Source organism: Bacteroides sp. AM54-2NS (assembly GCF_003602935.1).
GTDB lineage: Bacteria > Bacteroidota > Bacteroidia > Bacteroidales > Bacteroidaceae > Bacteroides > Bacteroides xylanisolvens.
On the sequence record NZ_QTMZ01000027.1, the window covers coordinates 29,624 to 47,571 of the forward strand.

Annotated in this window: 9 protein-coding genes and 5 pseudogenes; all 14 read left to right on the top strand. The window is 42.2% G+C overall.

Annotated features, from left to right (window positions below; all coding sequences use genetic code 11):
* Positions 1-6: 6 nt before the first annotated feature.
* Positions 7-599: pseudogene (locus tag DXA05_RS16510) on the top strand (bifunctional nuclease family protein).
* 8 nt (positions 600-607) lie between these two features.
* The gene (locus DXA05_RS16515) at positions 608-1,306 is read left to right on the top strand and encodes a 16S rRNA (uracil(1498)-N(3))-methyltransferase (protein ID WP_004315426.1); all 699 of its coding nucleotides are present in this window, start codon (positions 608-610) and stop codon (positions 1,304-1,306) included.
* 40 nt (positions 1,307-1,346) lie between these two features.
* On the top strand, positions 1,347-2,894 hold the full coding sequence (locus DXA05_RS16520) for a DUF4836 family protein (RefSeq protein ID WP_120067985.1): 1,548 nt from the start codon (positions 1,347-1,349) through the stop codon (positions 2,892-2,894).
* 20 nt (positions 2,895-2,914) lie between these two features.
* Positions 2,915-3,559, top strand: coding sequence for an ATP-binding cassette domain-containing protein (locus DXA05_RS16525; protein ID WP_004313014.1), 645 nt, complete (start codon positions 2,915-2,917; stop codon positions 3,557-3,559).
* 105 nt (positions 3,560-3,664) lie between these two features.
* The gene (locus DXA05_RS16530; protein ID WP_004313013.1) at positions 3,665-4,870 is read left to right on the top strand and encodes a hypothetical protein; all 1,206 of its coding nucleotides are present in this window, start codon (positions 3,665-3,667) and stop codon (positions 4,868-4,870) included.
* A 21-nt stretch (positions 4,871-4,891) separates the two neighbouring features.
* A complete protein-coding gene (locus DXA05_RS16535) occupies positions 4,892-7,546 on the top strand; it encodes a TonB-dependent receptor plug domain-containing protein (protein ID WP_128859397.1) in 2,655 nt (884 codons plus the stop codon).
* 875 nt (positions 7,547-8,421) lie between these two features.
* On the top strand, positions 8,422-9,342 hold the full coding sequence (gene miaA / locus DXA05_RS16540; protein ID WP_008020907.1) for a tRNA (adenosine(37)-N6)-dimethylallyltransferase MiaA: 921 nt from the start codon (positions 8,422-8,424) through the stop codon (positions 9,340-9,342).
* A 57-nt stretch (positions 9,343-9,399) separates the two neighbouring features.
* Complete coding sequence (locus DXA05_RS16545; protein ID WP_004316677.1) at positions 9,400-10,326, top strand: diacylglycerol kinase family protein; 927 nt, start codon at positions 9,400-9,402, stop codon at positions 10,324-10,326.
* A 117-nt stretch (positions 10,327-10,443) separates the two neighbouring features.
* Positions 10,444-11,243: pseudogene (gene kdsA / locus DXA05_RS16550) on the top strand (3-deoxy-8-phosphooctulonate synthase).
* Positions 11,244-11,324: 81 nt separating this feature from the next.
* Positions 11,325-14,160 (top strand): annotated as a pseudogene (locus tag DXA05_RS16555) (insulinase family protein).
* A gap of 24 nt (positions 14,161-14,184) precedes the next feature.
* Positions 14,185-15,677: pseudogene (locus tag DXA05_RS16560) on the top strand (DUF5687 family protein).
* 38 nt (positions 15,678-15,715) lie between these two features.
* Complete coding sequence (locus DXA05_RS16565) at positions 15,716-16,423, top strand: ABC transporter ATP-binding protein (protein WP_009039683.1); 708 nt, start codon at positions 15,716-15,718, stop codon at positions 16,421-16,423.
* 60 nt (positions 16,424-16,483) lie between these two features.
* Complete coding sequence (locus DXA05_RS16570; RefSeq protein WP_008020893.1) at positions 16,484-17,014, top strand: NlpC/P60 family protein; 531 nt, start codon at positions 16,484-16,486, stop codon at positions 17,012-17,014.
* 26 nt (positions 17,015-17,040) lie between these two features.
* A pseudogene (locus tag DXA05_RS16575) lies at positions 17,041-17,924 on the top strand (TraB/GumN family protein).
* Positions 17,925-17,948: the final 24 nt, after the last annotated feature.

The window sequence follows — 17,948 nt, forward strand, 5'->3', positions numbered from 1 at the left end:
AGAACGATGGACAAAAAGGTAGAATTACAAGTTATAAATATCACGAACAGCCAGGCGCAAGTAGGCGCGTTTGCTATGCTATTAGGCGAAGTGGACGGTGAACGGCAACTGCCTATCATCATCGGTCCCGCGGAAGCCAGGCTACCGCTTTATATCTGAAGGGAGTAAAGACACCCCGTCCATTGACACACGATCTGTTTACAACAAGCCTCACCATACTGGGAGCCAGTCTGATACGTGTGTTAATTTACAAAGCAAAGGATGGTATTTTTTACTCCTATATTTACCTTAAGAAAGACGAAGAGATTATACGTATTGACGCACGGACTTCAGACGCCATTGCCTTGGCAGTGCGTGCCGACTGTCCAATTCTTATTTATGAATCTATTCTTGAACAGGAATGCCTTCACATGTCGTCGGAAAAAAGAACCCGTTCTGAAGAAACGGACAACGACGAAGAGACTGAAGAAGAACATGATTTGCCGGATGCTACTTCCAGAACGCTTGAGGAAGCACTGGAGCAGGCTATCAAAGATGAGAATTATGAATTAGCCGCCCGGATACGTGACCAAATCAACTCAAGAAATAAAAACCAGTAAGTAACATTATGCACGTTTTTTATACTCCCGATATACAGAAAAGCAACGAACTTCCCGAAGAGGAAGCACAACATTGTACCCGCGTTCTGCGATTAGGTATCGGAGATGAAATCACTCTTACGGACGGTAAGGGGAACTTCTACAAAGCTGAAATTACTGTTGCGACCAACAAACGTTGTTTTGTAACGATCAAAGAAACGATTTTTCAGGAACCGTTATGGCCGTGCCATTTACACATTGCCATGGCACCGACGAAGAACATGGACCGTAACGAATGGTTTGCAGAGAAAGCTACCGAAATCGGATTTGACGAACTGACTTTCCTCAACTGCCGTTTCTCGGAACGTAAAGTCATCAAGACCGAACGGATTGAAAAGATTCTTGTATCAGCAATCAAACAATCTCTCAAGGCACGGTTGCCTAAATTGAATGAGATGATCGAATTCGATCCGTTCATCAGACAGGAGTTCAAAGGACAGAAGTTTATCGCCCACTGTTATGAAGGTGAAAAACCTTTATTAAAGAATGTCCTGAAACCCGGAGAAGACGCCCTTGTCCTGATAGGTCCCGAAGGAGATTTCAGTGAAGAAGAAGTCAAGAAAGCCATCGAACAGGGATTTGTTCCGATCAGTTTGGGCAAATCACGACTCCGTACGGAAACAGCGGCACTGGTGGCCTGCCATACGCTGAATCTACAAAATCAATAATTCTGAATCAATGATTATACAACTTTTAAATAACATAAGTATGGCAAAGAAAACGATTTCACGACTCTCGGTACTGGCAGTACTGATTGTTTTTCTGGCAGCATGTTCCAAAACATCGGAGTATACCAATGTGATACCGGCTGACGCCTCGGTAGTTGCCTCTATCAACCTCAAATCCCTTGCAAGTAAAGCGGGATTGGATGATAAAGAGAATGAAGCTGCGAAACAAAAAGTACTGGAAGCACTGAAAAGCGGAATGAATGCCGCTACCTTCCAACAACTGGAAAAGGTCATGAAGAATCCGGGTGAATCGGGAATCGATGTCGAATCTCCATTCTATGTATTCTCATCCTCTTCTTTCCCTTACCCTACTGTTGTAGGTAAAGTGAACAACGAGGACAATCTTCATGCTTCACTCGACGTGATGGCTAAAGAACAAATCTGCCAGCCGATAAGCGAAGCTGACGGCTACAGTTTTACAACAATGAATGGCGGCCTGCTCGCTTTCAACAATTCTACTGTATTGATAGTCAATGTAAGCGGAACCACTCAAACTGAAAAAGCCAAAGAAGCCATCACTAATCTGTTGAAACAGACGACCGATAACAGCATTGTAAAATCAGGAGCTTTCCAAAAAATGGAAAAGCAGAAAAGCGATATCAACTTCCTCGCTTCTATGGAAGCTATCCCTGCAACCTATCGCAACCAGATAAGCATGGGGTTACCAACGGAGGTGAAAGCAGAGGACATCACTCTTGTAGGAGGACTGAATTTTGAGAAAGGCAAGATTGCCCTCAAAACAGAAAACTATACTGAAAACGAAGCCGTGAAAGCGCTTATAAAAAAACAAATGGAGTCATTTGGAAAAGCAAACAACACTTTCGTTAAATACTTCCCGTCTTCCACACTGATGTTCTTCAATGTAGGTGTGAAAGGAGAAGGGCTTTACAACTTGTTGAGCGAGAATAAGGAATTCCGCAATACAGTATCTATTGCTAAAGCAGACGAAGTAAAAGAGTTGTTCGGCTCGTTCAATGGTGATATTTCTGCCGGATTAATCAACGTAACGATGAACAGTGCTCCTACTTTCATGATGTATGCGGATGTTAAGAATGGTAATGCCCTCGAAACAATTTATAAGAACAAGCAATCATTGGGACTGAAAAGAGGGGAAGATATCATGCAACTTGGCAAGGACGAATATGTCTACAAAACAAAAGGTATGAATATATTCTTCGGTATCAAGGATAAACAAATGTATGCTACCAATGATGAATTACTCTACAAGAACGTGGGCAAAGCTGCCGACAAGTCGATAAAAGATGCTCCTTACGCATCGGATATGAAGGGTAAAACCATCTTTGTAGCAATCAACGCTGAAGCAATACTGGACTTGCCTGTTGTTAAAATGGTAGCAGGTTTCGGAGGACAGGAAGTTAAAACATATATTGAGTTAGCCAATAAGGTTTCTTATCTGTCAATGAGTTCAGAAGGAGAAATCAGCGAGATCGACCTTTGCCTGAAAGACAAAGACGTCAACGCTCTCAAACAAATCGTAGACTTTGCCAAGCAATTTGCCGGCATGTAATTAATTTGTAAACAAACGGTATGAATAGTATTCACCTGCAGCAAACACTTCCCCAAGTGTTTGCTGACCGTAATTCGGTGACTTCGGATGTATGGCACCAGGATCTGATCTTCCGGAAAGAAGAAATGTATCTGATTGAAGCAGCTTCCGGCACCGGCAAATCTTCGTTGTGCAGCTATATCTATGGTTATCGCAACGACTACCAGGGGATTATTAATTTCGATGAAATCAATATCAAAGCATACTCCGTGAAGCAATGGGTCGACCTAAGAAAGCATTCACTAAGTATGCTTTTTCAAGATTTACGCATCTTCACCGAACTGACCGCTCTTGAAAATGTGCAATTGAAGAATAACCTTACCGGATGCAAAAAGAAAAAAGAAATCTTATCATTCTTCGAGCAACTGGGTATCGCAGATAAAATAAATGTGAAAGCCGGCAAACTATCTTTCGGACAGCAGCAACGTGTTGCCTTTATCCGGGCACTCTGCCAGCCGTTCGACTTTTTATTTCTGGATGAACCGATCAGCCATCTGGATGATGATAACAGCCGCATCATGGGTGAACTTATCATTGCCGAGGCAAAGACACAAGGAGCCGGTGTAATCGCAACCTCCATCGGTAAGCATATCGAGTTGCCTTACAACCATATACTTCAACTGTAACGAGTAATAAATAACAAAAAATGAGTGGAAAATAGTAAGTGAGAAAATCAGCCGTCTCCCTCCACTGCAACATTTCAAATCGTAAATCGTAAAATTATAAATAAAATGCCAACCCTTGTCTGGAAGCTCCTCCGCCAACATATCAGTATCGGTCAACTGGCCGGTTTCTTTTTAGCCAATCTATTCGGCATGATGATTGTATTGCTTAGTGTGCAGTTTTATAAAGATGTCATTCCGGTATTCACCGAGGGAGACAGCTTTATGAAAAAGGATTTCATCATAGCTACCAAGAAAATCAGCACACTCGGTTCTTTTGCAGGAAAGAGTAATACGTTCTCTGCCGAAGATATTGCGGATTTGAAGAAACAACCGTTTACCAAAACAATAGGGGCTTTCACTCCTTCTCAATTCAAAGTATCGGCAGGATTGGGCATGCAGGAAGCTGGTATTCATCTTTCCACGGATATGTTCTTTGAGTCTGTTCCTGATGAGTTTGTGGACATCAAACTCGACAAGTGGCACTTCGACGAAAGCACGCATACCATCCCCATTATCATTCCCCGCAACTATCTGAACCTTTACAACTTCGGTTTTGCACAGAGCCGTAGTCTTCCCAAGCTCTCGGAAGGATTGATGGGGCTAATTCAAATGGATATTATGATGCGTGGAAACGGACGGGTGGAACAGTACAAAGGAAACATTGTCGGCTTCTCCAATCGTCTGAATACGATTCTTGTTCCCCAGTCTTTTATGAAATGGGCGAATGAGAATTTCGCACCGAATGCAGAAGCACAACCGGCGCGATTGATTATCGAAGTGAGCAATCCGGCGGATTCCGCTATCGCCAGCTATTTTCAAAAGAAAGGATATGAAACGGAAGACGGCAAACTGGATGCCGGAAAAACGACTTATTTCCTCCGTCTTATCGTAGGCATTGTATTGGGGGTAGGTTTATTTATTAGTATTCTTTCATTCTATATCCTGATGTTGAGCATTTTCTTGCTCTTGCAAAAAAATACGACTAAGTTGGAGAGTTTGTTATTAATCGGGTACAGTCCCAACAAGGTAGCATTGCCTTATCAGTTACTCACGGTAGGACTGAATGTTATCGTACTTGTATTATCCATCGGATTAGTCTCCTGGCTACGCAGTTATTACATAGATAGCATCCGATTATTGTTTCCACAACTGGAAACCGGGTCATTATGGGCAGCTATCAGCATGGGTGTTGTGTTATTCATTGTCGTATCGGTGATTAACATACTGGCAGTAAAGAGGAAAGTACTTTCTATCTGGATGCATAAATCATAAATGTATTCAAAGATATATCGTATGAAAAGCAAAACTACATTTTCAATGAATAGAGGTTCAATGGCTTTCTTTTTCGGAATGTTATTCTGTTTTACCTCATTATCCGGACAAAACACACAAGATACAATTCTTGCGTATTTCAATCTGCTGGAGAAAGTTCCGCAAGAAAAACTGTATCTGCATTTAGATAAGCCTTTCTATGGAGCAGGAGAAAAAATCTGGTTCAAGGGGTATCTCGTAAATTCTGTCACTCATCAAGACAATACGCAAAGTAACTTCATCATTACGGAGCTTGTCAATCGTTCTGACTCTATCGTGGAACGCAAGAAGATTCGCAGAGATTCGTTAGGTTTCCATAATGCTTTCACGCTCCGTCCCACTCTCCCTGCAGGTGACTATTATTTGCGGGGATATAGCAACTGGATGCTTAATCAGGAACCGGAATTCTTTTATTCACGTAATCTGAAGATTGGTAATTCGATTGATAACACGATTGTTTCAAACATTGAGTATCAACAAGAAGACGAATCACATTATACAGCTAGGGTCAGATTTACCAGCAACACACAAGAGGCTTTCGGAAATACAACCATCCGCTATCGCACCATCGAAAACGGAAAGATAAAAGATAAAGGTAAAAGAAAGACGGACGAAAGTGGTTTGATTTCTATTTCTCTGCCGGATCTGAAGCCTATTGCCGCACGCCAGATTGAAGTAGAATTTGACGATCCTCAATATATTTATAAGAGAACGTTCTATCTGCCTTCGTTTACAAAAGACTTTGACGTTAAGTTCTTCCCGGAAGGTGGAGCTCTCTTGACCGTTGCTCATCAAAACATAGCTTTCAAAGCTCAAGGATCGGATGGTTTTTCCACAGAAATAGAAGGATTTCTGTTCGATGCAAAAGGAGACACATTAACTGCTTTTCGTTCGGAGCATGATGGTATGGGAGTTTTCACCTTGAACCCGATTGCAGGGAATTCCTATTATGTGATTGCCAAGTCTAGTGACGGCATTACCAAGCGATTCGATCTTCCGGCCGCAGAAGAAAAAGGAATCGCTCTTTCCATGACGCATTACAAAAAAGAAATACGCTACGAAATCCAAAAAACAGAAGCTACCCAGTGGCCTCAAAAGTTATTCTTGATTGCACACACTCGTGGGAAGCTGGCAATCTTGCAACCGGTCAGTGCCGACAGGACTTTTGGAAGAATGAATGACAGTTTATTCAACGCAGGTATCACCCATTTTATGTTAATCGACCAACAGGGAAACGCACTTAGCGAACGTTTAGTTTTCGTACCCGACCGGAATCCACATCAATGGCAAATCCTTGCGGATAAGCCTACATACGGAAAAAGAGAAAAGGTTTCCTTGCAAATTTCAGCAAAGGATGATAACGGAACTCTGGTAGAAGGTAGTTTCTCCGTCAGCATTACAGACAGAAGAAGTATCCAGCCGGACTCACTTGCAGATAATATCTTATCGAATCTTCTACTAACTTCCGACTTGAAAGGATATGTAGAAAATCCGGGGTATTATGTTCTTCAGCAAGACCTGCGGACTCTCCGCACGATAGACTTCTTGATGATGACGCACGGATGGCGTAGACATCATATCCGAAATGTACTGACTTCGCCTTCATTGAACCTCACCAACTATATGGAAAAAGGACAAACGATCAGCGGACGTATCAAAGGTTTCTTCGGCGGCAACGTCAAAAAAGGACCTATTTGTATTTTAGCTCCCAAACAGAACATCGTTGCCACTACTACCACAGATGATAAAGGAGAATTCATCGTCAATACATCATTCAGAGACAGCACAACTTTCCTCGTTCAGGCACGTACCAAAAGAGGATTCGCCGGAGTAGACATCGTGATCGATGCTCCTCAATACCCGGTAGCTTCTCCTAAATCTCCTTTTCATGATGGAACATCAACCTCCTTTATGGAAGATTATTTGCTAAATACCCGCGACCAGTATTATATGGAGGGTGGAATGAGAGTATACAACCTAAAAGAAGTAGTGGTTACAGGAAGCCGCAAGAAAGCCAGTTCGGAAAGTATTTATACAGGAGGCATCAACACCTACACTATCGAAGGAGACAGACTTGAAGGATTCGGTGCACAGACGGCCTTCGATGCAGTCAGCAGGCTTCCGGGGGTCAGTGTGACAAACGGAAACGAAATACATATCCGCAACAATCCCGAACAACCCGTTATCGTCATTGATGATGTTGTCTATGAAGACGACAACGACATACTGACCATGATTCAAACCAGCGACATGTCCAGTTTGAGCCTTCTTCGTGGTGCTGATGCAGCAATTTTAGGTTCCCGCGGTTCGGCAGGCGCTATTGTCATTACCCTGAAAGACGGCAAGGATCTTCCGGCAAGACCGGCACAGGGCATTATTACATGTACTCCATTGGGATATAGCGATTCAGTAGAGTTCTATCAGCCGACTTATGACACTCCCGAGAAAAAGAATGACCAACGTTCGGATTTACGAAGCACTATCTACTGGAATCCATCCTTACAACTGAATGCAGACGGAAAAGCAACTATAGAATATTATACTCCGGACAGCACTGCACCGGAAGATATCATCATAGAAGGCGTGGATAAAAACGGAAAGATATGCCGGACGATACAAACGATCAACAAAAAATAAATGAAACTGAATTTGAGATATGAATAGACTCATTATTGGTACAAAAAATGAACTAAATACAATCTATTCCGTGCTCCCTGCAAACGATTTTTCATTTTCATTTCTCATATTCTCATTGTTTTTAGATAAACGGAAGATAATCAGATTAATATCTTATGAGAAATACTTTTTAAAACGGCATTTCTCATAAGTTTATCCGTATTTTAGCTCTAAATAGACCTTATTCTCATAGTGTTTCAAGGTATTTCTCATAGTGTAATGTGCCGGAAGCCGGCATTGAATAAATAGAACGATGTATTCCTTTTGCTTGTTTCCATATACAGTGCCTTAGTCCCATATATTGTGGGAAAAGATTCCCAACAGCTTGGGAAAGGATTCCCTCATTTTGTGGGAAAGTTTTCCTTCAATATATGGGAATACTTTCCCACAATATATGGGACAATCGGAACTAATGAGCATCTTCAAGCAAAAAGCCACTATTTTATCTAAATAGTAGCTTCATTTCCTGATAAAAATAAGGTAAGTCGAAAGAAAAAAGGAAGGACGAATGGCTTTTGACTATGAGAAATACCCTGAAACACTATGAGAATAAGGTCGATTTTGAGCCAAAATACGGGTAAACTTATGAGAAATGCCGTTTTAAAAAGTATTTCTCATAAAATATCTATCTGATTATCTTTCGTTTATCAAAAACAATGAGAATATGAGAAATGAAATGAAAAATTCTTTTTCAGGCGTGGAGGTGGAAATTCATTTTGTACAAGAACGAAAACATAAAGAATCCTTCTCCCTCTCCTTATCTTGATAAAAAAGTGATTGAATATCAAACAGGTTAAAATTATTTCGTAATTTTGCAGATATAAAAGAATGAAGCTATGCCGGACTATGATTTAATCGCCATACTCGGACCTACAGCCTCGGGTAAAACTCCCTTTGCCGCGGCCTTGGCCTATGAACTCAATACAGAAATTATCAGTGCCGACTCTCGTCAGATATACAGAGGGATGGATCTCGGTACGGGAAAAGACTTGGCAGACTATACAGTAAACGGACGTACAATCCCCTACCACTTAATCGACATTGCAGATCCCGGATATAAATATAATGTATTCGAATATCAACGCGATTTCCTGATTTCTTACGAATCAATCAAACAAAAAGGCTGTCTCCCCGTTTTATGTGGAGGGACAGGCATGTATCTGGAATCCGTATTGAAAGGATATAAGCTGATGCCCGTGCCGGAAAACCCTGAATTACGTATTCGTTTGGCAAATCATTCGCTCGAAGAGTTGACGGAAATATTAGGCCGGTACAAAACATTACACAATTCTACCGATGTAGATACCGTGAAACGTGCTATCCGTGCGATAGAGATTGAAGAATATTATGCTGCCCATCCGGTTCCCGAACGGGAGTTTCCTGAATTGAACAGCCTCATTATCGGAGTGGATATTGACCGGGAACTGCGTCGTGAAAAGATCACCCGCCGATTGAAACAACGGTTGGACGAAGGAATGGTAGATGAAGTGCGGCAATTGATCGAGCAAGGAATTGCGCCGGATGATTTAATCTATTATGGGTTGGAATATAAATACCTGACATTGTATGTTATTGGAAAACTAACCTATGAAGAGATGTTCAACGGTCTGGAAATTGCGATCCATCAGTTTGCCAAACGACAAATGACCTGGTTTCGCGGCATGGAAAGAAGAGGATTTACCATCCATTGGATGAATGCGGAACTGCCGATGGAAGAAAAGATAGCTTTTGTAAAAGAGAAACTGGAAGGGATTTAGTATCTTTGTCAGTTATATAGTGTGATTTTTAATACACAATAGGATAGATATACGAATATGAGTGTAGAACCAAAGAAATGGGGAGTGATTTACAACCCGAAAGCTGGTACCCGAAAGGTAAAAAAGCGCTGGAAAGAAATTAAGGAGTACATGGACAGTAAAGGCGTGGACTATGACTATGTACAATCCGAAGGTTTCGGTTCGGTGGAACGTCTCGCCAAGATTTTGGCCAACAATGGTTATCGCACGATTGTCATTGTGGGCGGTGATGGGGCATTAAATGATGCCATCAACGGCATTATGCTATCCGATGCCGAAGATAAAGAAAACATCGCTCTCGGCATGATTCCCAATGGTATCGGAAACGACTTCGCCAAATATTGGGGGCTTAGTACCGAATATAAACCGGCTGTCGACTGTATCATTAATCACCGGCTGAAGAAAATAGATGTGGGGTACTGCAATTTCTACGATGGAAAAGAACACCAACGCCGCTACTTCCTCAATGCTGTTAATATCGGACTGGGGGCACGAATCGTTAAAATCACCGATCAGACCAAACGCTTCTGGGGGGTGAAATTCCTTTCCTACGTGGCCGCCCTGTTTTCTCTTATATTTGAACGGAAACTCTATAGGATGCACCTCCGCATCAACGACGAACATATCCGCGGACGCATCATGACCGTATGCATAGGCAGTGCCTGGGGATGGGGACAGACGCCTAGCGCCGTTCCTTATAACGGATGGCTGGATGTCTCCGTTATCTACCGCCCGGAATTCCTGCAAATCATTTCCGGACTATGGATGCTGATTCAGGGAAGAATCCTGAATCATAAGGTAGTGAAAAGCTACCGGACGAAGAAAGTAAAAGTACTACGGGCACAAAACGCCGCTGTGGATTTGGACGGGCGGTTGTTGCCCAGACATTTCCCGCTGGAAGTAGGGGTGCTTTCGGAAAAAACAACACTTATTATTCCAAATTGATAAATTCAGGCACGGATTACGCAGATTACACGGTTTTTAGTAAATCGACCTCTGCAAAAGCCGTATAGTTCGCGTAATCCATGCCCGAAACATAAACTTATAATTAGATTAAGAAAAATGATAGAACTTAAGAACAATCCTGCCGGTAACTTCTTTCTGTTGGCAGTCCATGCGTTATAGAAGGTGAAGAGATGGCAATGCGCATTGCCGAACAAGTAGTAAAAATCACCGAAGCTCTACAAATTCCATACGTATTCAAAGGCTCTTACCGCAAGGCTAACCGCTCACGCCTGGATTCGTTTACAGGTATCGGTGACGAAAAAGCACTCAAAGTATTAAGAAAGGTACATGAAACTTTCGGAGTTCCGACTGTGACAGATATTCACAGTGCAGATGAAGCAGCTATGGCAGCCGAATATGTAGATGTACTTCAGATCCCGGCTTTCCTTTGCCGCCAGACCGATTTGTTGGTTGCAGCAGCGAAAACCGGAAAAACAATTAACATCAAAAAAGGACAGTTCCTTTCTCCGCTGGCAATGCAGTTTGCTGCCGATAAAGTGGTGGAAGCCGGAAATAAAAATGTGATGCTTACCGAACGCGGAACGACTTTCGGTTATCAGGACCTTGTTGTAGACTATCGCGGCATCCCTGAAATGCAATCATTCGGTTATCCGGTTATTCTGGATGTTACCCATTCCCTGCAGCAGCCCAACCAGACCAGTGGAGTAACCGGTGGAATGCCACAACTGATAGAGACTGTAGCTAAAGCAGGTATCGCTGTGGGTGCTGACGGGATATTCATTGAGACACATGAGAATCCTGCGGTAGCTAAAAGTGACGGTGCCAATATGCTAAAGTTAGACCTCCTGGAAGGGCTGTTAACGAAGTTAGTCAGGATACGGGAAGCTATAAAATAACTCTTTTCCCTGTCTATTTGTGATTTACAACCAAACAAGACGACAAATAACAAAGAAATATTTATTTAAACTAAATAGAACATGAAACATTTATTACGTGGATTATTTATTGCAGTCCTTTTTATATGCTGCAATTTCCAGCTCGTACTTGCACAACCCATGCAAGAACTGCCTGTGGACAAAAATGTCCGCATCGGTAAACTGGACAACGGGCTTACCTATTACATTCGACACAATGCACTTCCTGAAAAACGAGTAGAATTCTACATCGCACAGAAAGTAGGTTCTATCCTTGAAGAACCGCAACAACGTGGTTTGGCTCACTTCCTGGAGCACATGGCTTTCAATGGAACCAAAAACTTCCCGGGTGATGAGACAGGTCTTGGCATTATACCTTGGTGCGAAACGAAAGGTATCAAATTCGGTACAAACCTGAATGCATATACCAGCGTCGATCAGACGGTATATAATATCAGCAACGTGCCGACTGAAAACATTAATGTAGTAGATTCATGCTTGCTTATCCTTCACGACTGGTCGAGTGCCATCGACCTTGCTGACAAGGAAATAGACAAAGAACGTGGCGTAATCCGCGAAGAATGGAGAAGTCGTAACAGCGGCATGCTCCGTATCATGACCAATGCACAGTCTACGATGTATCCGGATTCTAAATATTCAGACTGTATGCCTATCGGAAGCATTGACGTTATCAACAACTTCCCGTATCAGGATATCCGCGATTATTACGCCAAATGGTATCGTCCGGACCTGCAAGGTATCGTTATTGTAGGTGACATCAACGTAGATGAAATTGAAGCCAAACTTAAAAAAGTATTCGCAGACGTAAAAGCTCCGGTAAATCCGGCCGAACGTATCTACTATCCGGTAGCAGACAATCAGGAACCGCTGATCTATATCGGCACCGACAAAGAAGTGAAAAATCCTTCTGTCAACATCTTCTTCAAACAAGATGCGACTCCGGATTCTTTGAAAAATACCATCGCTTATTACGCAACGAGCTATATGGTCAGCATGGCTATGAATATGCTGAACAACCGTTTGAACGAACTTCGCCAGACTGCTAATCCTCCTTTCACAAGTGCCGGTGCAGAATATGGAGAATATTTCCTTGCCAAAACTAAAGAAGCATTCAGTATCAGCGCAAGCAGCAAAATCGACGGAATCGATTTAGCTACGAAGACTATTCTGGAAGAAGCAGAACGCGCACGCCGCTTCGGATTTACACCAACAGAATATGACCGCGCACGCGCCAACTATCTGCAAGCCGTAGAATCTGCTTACAACGAACGCGAAAAAACCAAAAGCGGCTCTTATGTCAACGAATACGTTAACAACTTCCTTGATAAAGAACCGATTCCGGGAATCGAAGTTGAATATACGCTCCTGAACAAACTGGCTCCGAATATTCCGGTAGAAGCTGTTAACCAGATCATGCAACAACTGATTACTGATAATAACCAGGTAGTTCTGTTGGCCGGTCCGGAAAAAGAAGGAGTGAAATATCCTACTAAAGAAGAGATTGCCGCTCTGCTGAAACAAATGAAGTCATTTGACTTGAAGCCTTATGAAGACAAAGTCTCTAACGAACCGCTGATCTCGGAAGAACTGAAAGGTGGCAAAATTGTTTCTGAAAAAGCCGGAGACATTTATGGTACGACTAAGTTAGTGCTTTCCAACGGTGTAACTGTATATGTGAAGCCTACTGATTTCAAAGCTGACCAAATTGTTATGAAAGGGGTAAGTTTCGGTGGTACGAGCATATTCCCGAACGAAGAGATCATCAATATTGCTCAATTAAACGGAGTAGCTGGTGGGTGGTATCGGTAATTTCAGCAAGGTTGACTTGGGCAAAGCTCTTGCCGGTAAACGTGCAAACGTGGCTGCCGGTATCGGTAATACAACAGAAACGGTTTCCGGTAGCTGTGCACCGAAAGATTTTGAGACAATGATGCAACTCACTTATCTGACTTTCACTTCTCCACGCAAGGACAATGAAGCATTCGAATCTTACAAGAACCGCTTGAAAGCCGAACTTCAAAATGCGGATGCCAACCCGATGACTGCTTTCAGTGACACTATTACAAGTGTATTATATGGTCATCATCCGCGTGCTATCCGAATGAAAGAATATATGGTAGACCAGATCAACTACGACCGTATTCTCGAAATGTACAAAGACCGCTACAAAGACGCAAGCGACTTTACTTTCTACCTGGTGGGAAATGTAGACTTGGCAACGATGAAACCGTTGATCGCCAAATATCTGGGTAGCCTGCCATCTATCAACCGTAAAGAGACTTTCAAGGACAATCACATGGATATCCGTAAAGGACAGATCAAGAATGTATTCGCAAAAGCACAGGAAACTCCGATGGCTACCATCATGTTCCTTTATAGCGGTAGTTGCAAATACGACTTGCGCAACAACGTCCTGCTTAGCTTCTTAGATCAGGCTTTGGATTTGGTTTACACAGCAGAAATCCGTGAAAAAGAAGGTGGTACATACGGCGTAAGCTGTAACGGCAGCCTGGGTAAATATCCGAAAGAAGAATTGGTTCTTCAAATCGTATTCCAGACTGATCCTGCCAAGAAAGACCACCTTTCTGCTATCGTTGTGGAACAACTCCACAAAATGGCCAAAGAAGGTCCGTCTGCCGAACACATGCAGAAGATCAGAGAATATATGCTGAAGAAGTATAAAGACGCCCAAAAAGAAAATGGCTACTGGCTCAATAACATGGACGAATACTTCTACACCGGTGTCGATAATACAAAAGACTATGAAAAGTTGGTCAACAGCATCACTGCAAAAGAAGTACAAGACTTCCTTGCCAAGTTGCTGAAACAGAACAACGAAATTCAAGTCATTATGACTGTACCGGAAGAAAACAAATAAATATTTCTCTAGTATATCTACTGAATGATGATATTCAACGAATTACGTAAACATGGAAGGCTCGCCGCCAAACGGCACCCGATGTATGAAAAGAACAAAGTTGCTAAAATACTCGGTTATGTCATGGGCGCATTTTGGGCCGGTTACCTGATATTTTTCGGTACGACGTTCGCGTTCGGTTTTTCAGATATGGTTCCCAACCGGGAACCATATCATGTAATGACGCAGTGGTTCTGATCTTTATCCTGGCACTGGACTTCCTGTTGCGTGTTCCGTTACAAAAAACACCGACACAGGAGGTAAAACCTTACCTCCTGTTGCCGGTTAAACGAATTCGTGTCATCGACTTTTTACTGATCCGCTCGGGACTAAGTCTGTTCAACCTGTTCTGGTTGTTTCTGTTTGTCCCTTTTTCCTTCATCACTATTACCAAGTTTTTCGGTATCTCCGGTGTTATCACCTATCTTATCGGTATCCTGCTATTAATTATTGCCAACAATTACTGGTACTTGCTTTGCCGCACTCTTATCAACGAACGTATTTGGTGGATTCTATTACCTATCGCTTTCTACGGTGGAATAGGCTGCCTTCTTTTTATTCCCGAAGATAGTCCCCTCTTCTATTTCTTCATGGATCTGGGAGACGGATATATACAAGGAAACATTTTCTATTTTCTCGGCACCATACTTGTGATTGCCCTTTTATGGCTGATTAACCGCAAAATCATGTCCGGGCTGATTTATGCAGAGCTAGCCAAAGTGGATGATACCCAAATAAAACACGTCTCCGAATATAAATTCTTCGAACGTTACGGAGAAGTGGGCGAATATATGAGGCTGGAACTGAAAATGCTCTTACGCAACCGCCGCTGCAAAGGTGCACTACGCAATATCTCTATCGTAATTGTAGCTTTCTCCGTTGCACTTAGCTTTTCCAGTGTCTATGACGGTAATTTCATGACCTCTTTTATTTGTGTGTATAACTTTGCCGTATTCGGAATGATTATCCTTTCACAGATAATGTCATTTGAAGGCAACTACATTGATGGTCTGATGTCTCGCAAAGAATCGATTATGAGTTTGCTGAAAGCTAAATATTACACATACAGTATTGGTGAGATTATACCTTTCATACTGATGATCCCCGCTATCATCATGAACAAACTTACCTTACTGGGTGCTTTTGCCTGGTTTTTCTATACCATTGGCTTTATTTATTTCTGTTTCTTCCAACTGACTGTTTACAACAAACAGACAGTACCTCTGAACGAAAAAGTAACAAGCCGACAAAACAATAGCGCCATACAGATGTTGGTCAATTTCGGTGCTTTCGGCGTACCGCTTATCTTATATAGCCTGTTAAATGCACTTTTGGGAGAAACAATCACTTACACAATCCTGTTAGTGATTGGTCTCGGATTTACTCTGACCTCTCCTTTATGGATAAAAAATGTATATCATCGCTTCATGAAACGGCGGTACGAAAATATGGAAGGCTTCAGAGACAGCCGCCAATAAACGTTCATGAATCATTAACTATATAAACATTGAAGATCATGATTACCATTGATAAACTTAAAAAGAATTTCGGTGAAAAGGTTGCCGTAGACATAGAACATTACGAAATCAATCAAGGCGACATGCTCGGATTGGTGGGTAACAACGGTGCCGGTAAAACAACTCTTTTCCGATTGATGTTGGATCTGCTGAAAGCAGACGATGGAAAAGTGATTATAAATGATATTGATGTCAGCCAGAGTGAAGACTGGAAAAGCATTACCGGTGCTTTCATTGACGATGGCTTCCTGATCGATTATCTCACTCCGGAAGAATATTTCTATTTCATCGGGAAAATGTATGGACTCAAAAAAGAAGAAGTAGACGAACGACTTGTCCCTTTCGAACGCTTTATGAGCGGAGAAGTAATCGGACACAAAAAATTAATTCGCAACTACTCTGCCGGTAACAAGCAAAAGATCGGGATAATCTCCGCCATGCTTCATTATCCGCAATTATTAATCTTGGATGAACCGTTCAATTTCCTTGATCCAAGTTCGCAGTCTATCATTAAACATCTGCTCAAGAAATACAACGAGGAGCATCAGGCTACGGTTATCATATCCAGTCACAACCTCAATCATACCGTAGATGTATGTCCACGGATCGCTTTACTGGAACACGGGGTCATCATCCGGGATATTATCAACGAAGATAACTCCGCAGAAAAAGAACTGGAGGATTATTTTAATGTAGAAGAAGAGTGAGGGAGATTTATGAGTTATGAATTATGATTTATGAGTTATGATTGACGGGGTTGATAATTAATGATTGAGATACAGTTGATGAAGGCAAAATTAAGATTTATCTATCTATTAGTTGGGCTGGCTGCTATATTTAGTTCCTGTCGCACTTCCGCTCCCCGGCTGGACTATCAAGCATTGGCACGAGCTTCTATTTTATTAGGTGTAGATGTCAATCTGGAAGATAATCATAAGCTCTATCTCGAAGCAGCCGACTGGATAGGGGTTCCTTATCGTGGTGGGGGTGATTCTAAACGAGGAACAGATTGTTCGGGGCTGGTTTATCAAGTGTATCGAAAGGTATACCGCACCCAAGTGCCACGCAATACAGAGGACTTGAAAAAAGAAAGTAATAAGGTCGCTAAGCGAAACCTTCGGGAAGGAGACTTGGTATTCTTTACCAGTAGCCGTTCAAAAAAGAAAGTTGCTCATGTGGGTATTTATCTGAAAAACGGAAAGTTCATTCATTCCAGTACCAGTAAAGGAGTGATCGTCAGCAACTTGAACGAGAGTTATTATACCAAACACTGGATAAGCGGAGGCAGAATACGTTAATTATCAACTTCTAATGATATAAAATTATGAAATCATTCATCGGAGCAATTATATTTATCTGTGTGGCATTCAGTGCCAATGCACAACTTTTATGGAAAGTGTCCGGTAACGGACTGACCCAACCTTCCTACATCATAGGCACTCATCACCTGGCACCATTCAGCATCATGGACAGCATTGCCGGACTTCAAAAAGCGATGAATGAAACGCAACAAGTGTATGGAGAACTGAAAATGTCGGAAATGCAGTCGCCCGCTACCATGGGAAAGATGCAAAAAGCAATGATGATTGAAAGTGATACCACACTGACCTCCCTCCTTTCTCCGGAAGACTTTGAGACTGCTAACAAATTCTGCAAAGAAAACCTGATGGTAGACTTAAATATGGCTCCAAAACTAAAACCTGCCTTCCTGTTGAATAATGTAGTGGTGATGGCTTACATAAAACACGTAGGAAAGTTCAACCCGCAAGAACAACTCGACACGTTCTTTCAAAGCCAAGCCGCCCAAAACGGAAAAAAGGTGGACGGTCTGGAAACTGCCGAATTCCAATTCAACCTGCTTTTCAACGGTAGTCACTACAACGACAAGCACAGCTACTCATGTGCACTCTTAATAATATAGAAGCAGAAGTAGAAAACCTGAAAAAGCTCACGAACGCTTACATGAAACAGGATTTGAACACTATGTTCAAAATCAGCGAAGAGCGCAAAGGCAATCAATGCGACGCACTTCCCAGCGAAGAAGATGCCCTTATTTACAACCGTAATAAAATATGGGCTGAAAAATTACCGGCTATCATGAAAACCGCTCCGACTTTTGTTGCGGTAGGCGCCCTGCACCTTCCCGGGGAAAAAGGATTATTAAAGTTACTAAAAAGCCAAGGATACACAGTAGAACCTGTGAAATAAGAAAAGTATTTAGTACTTTTGCGG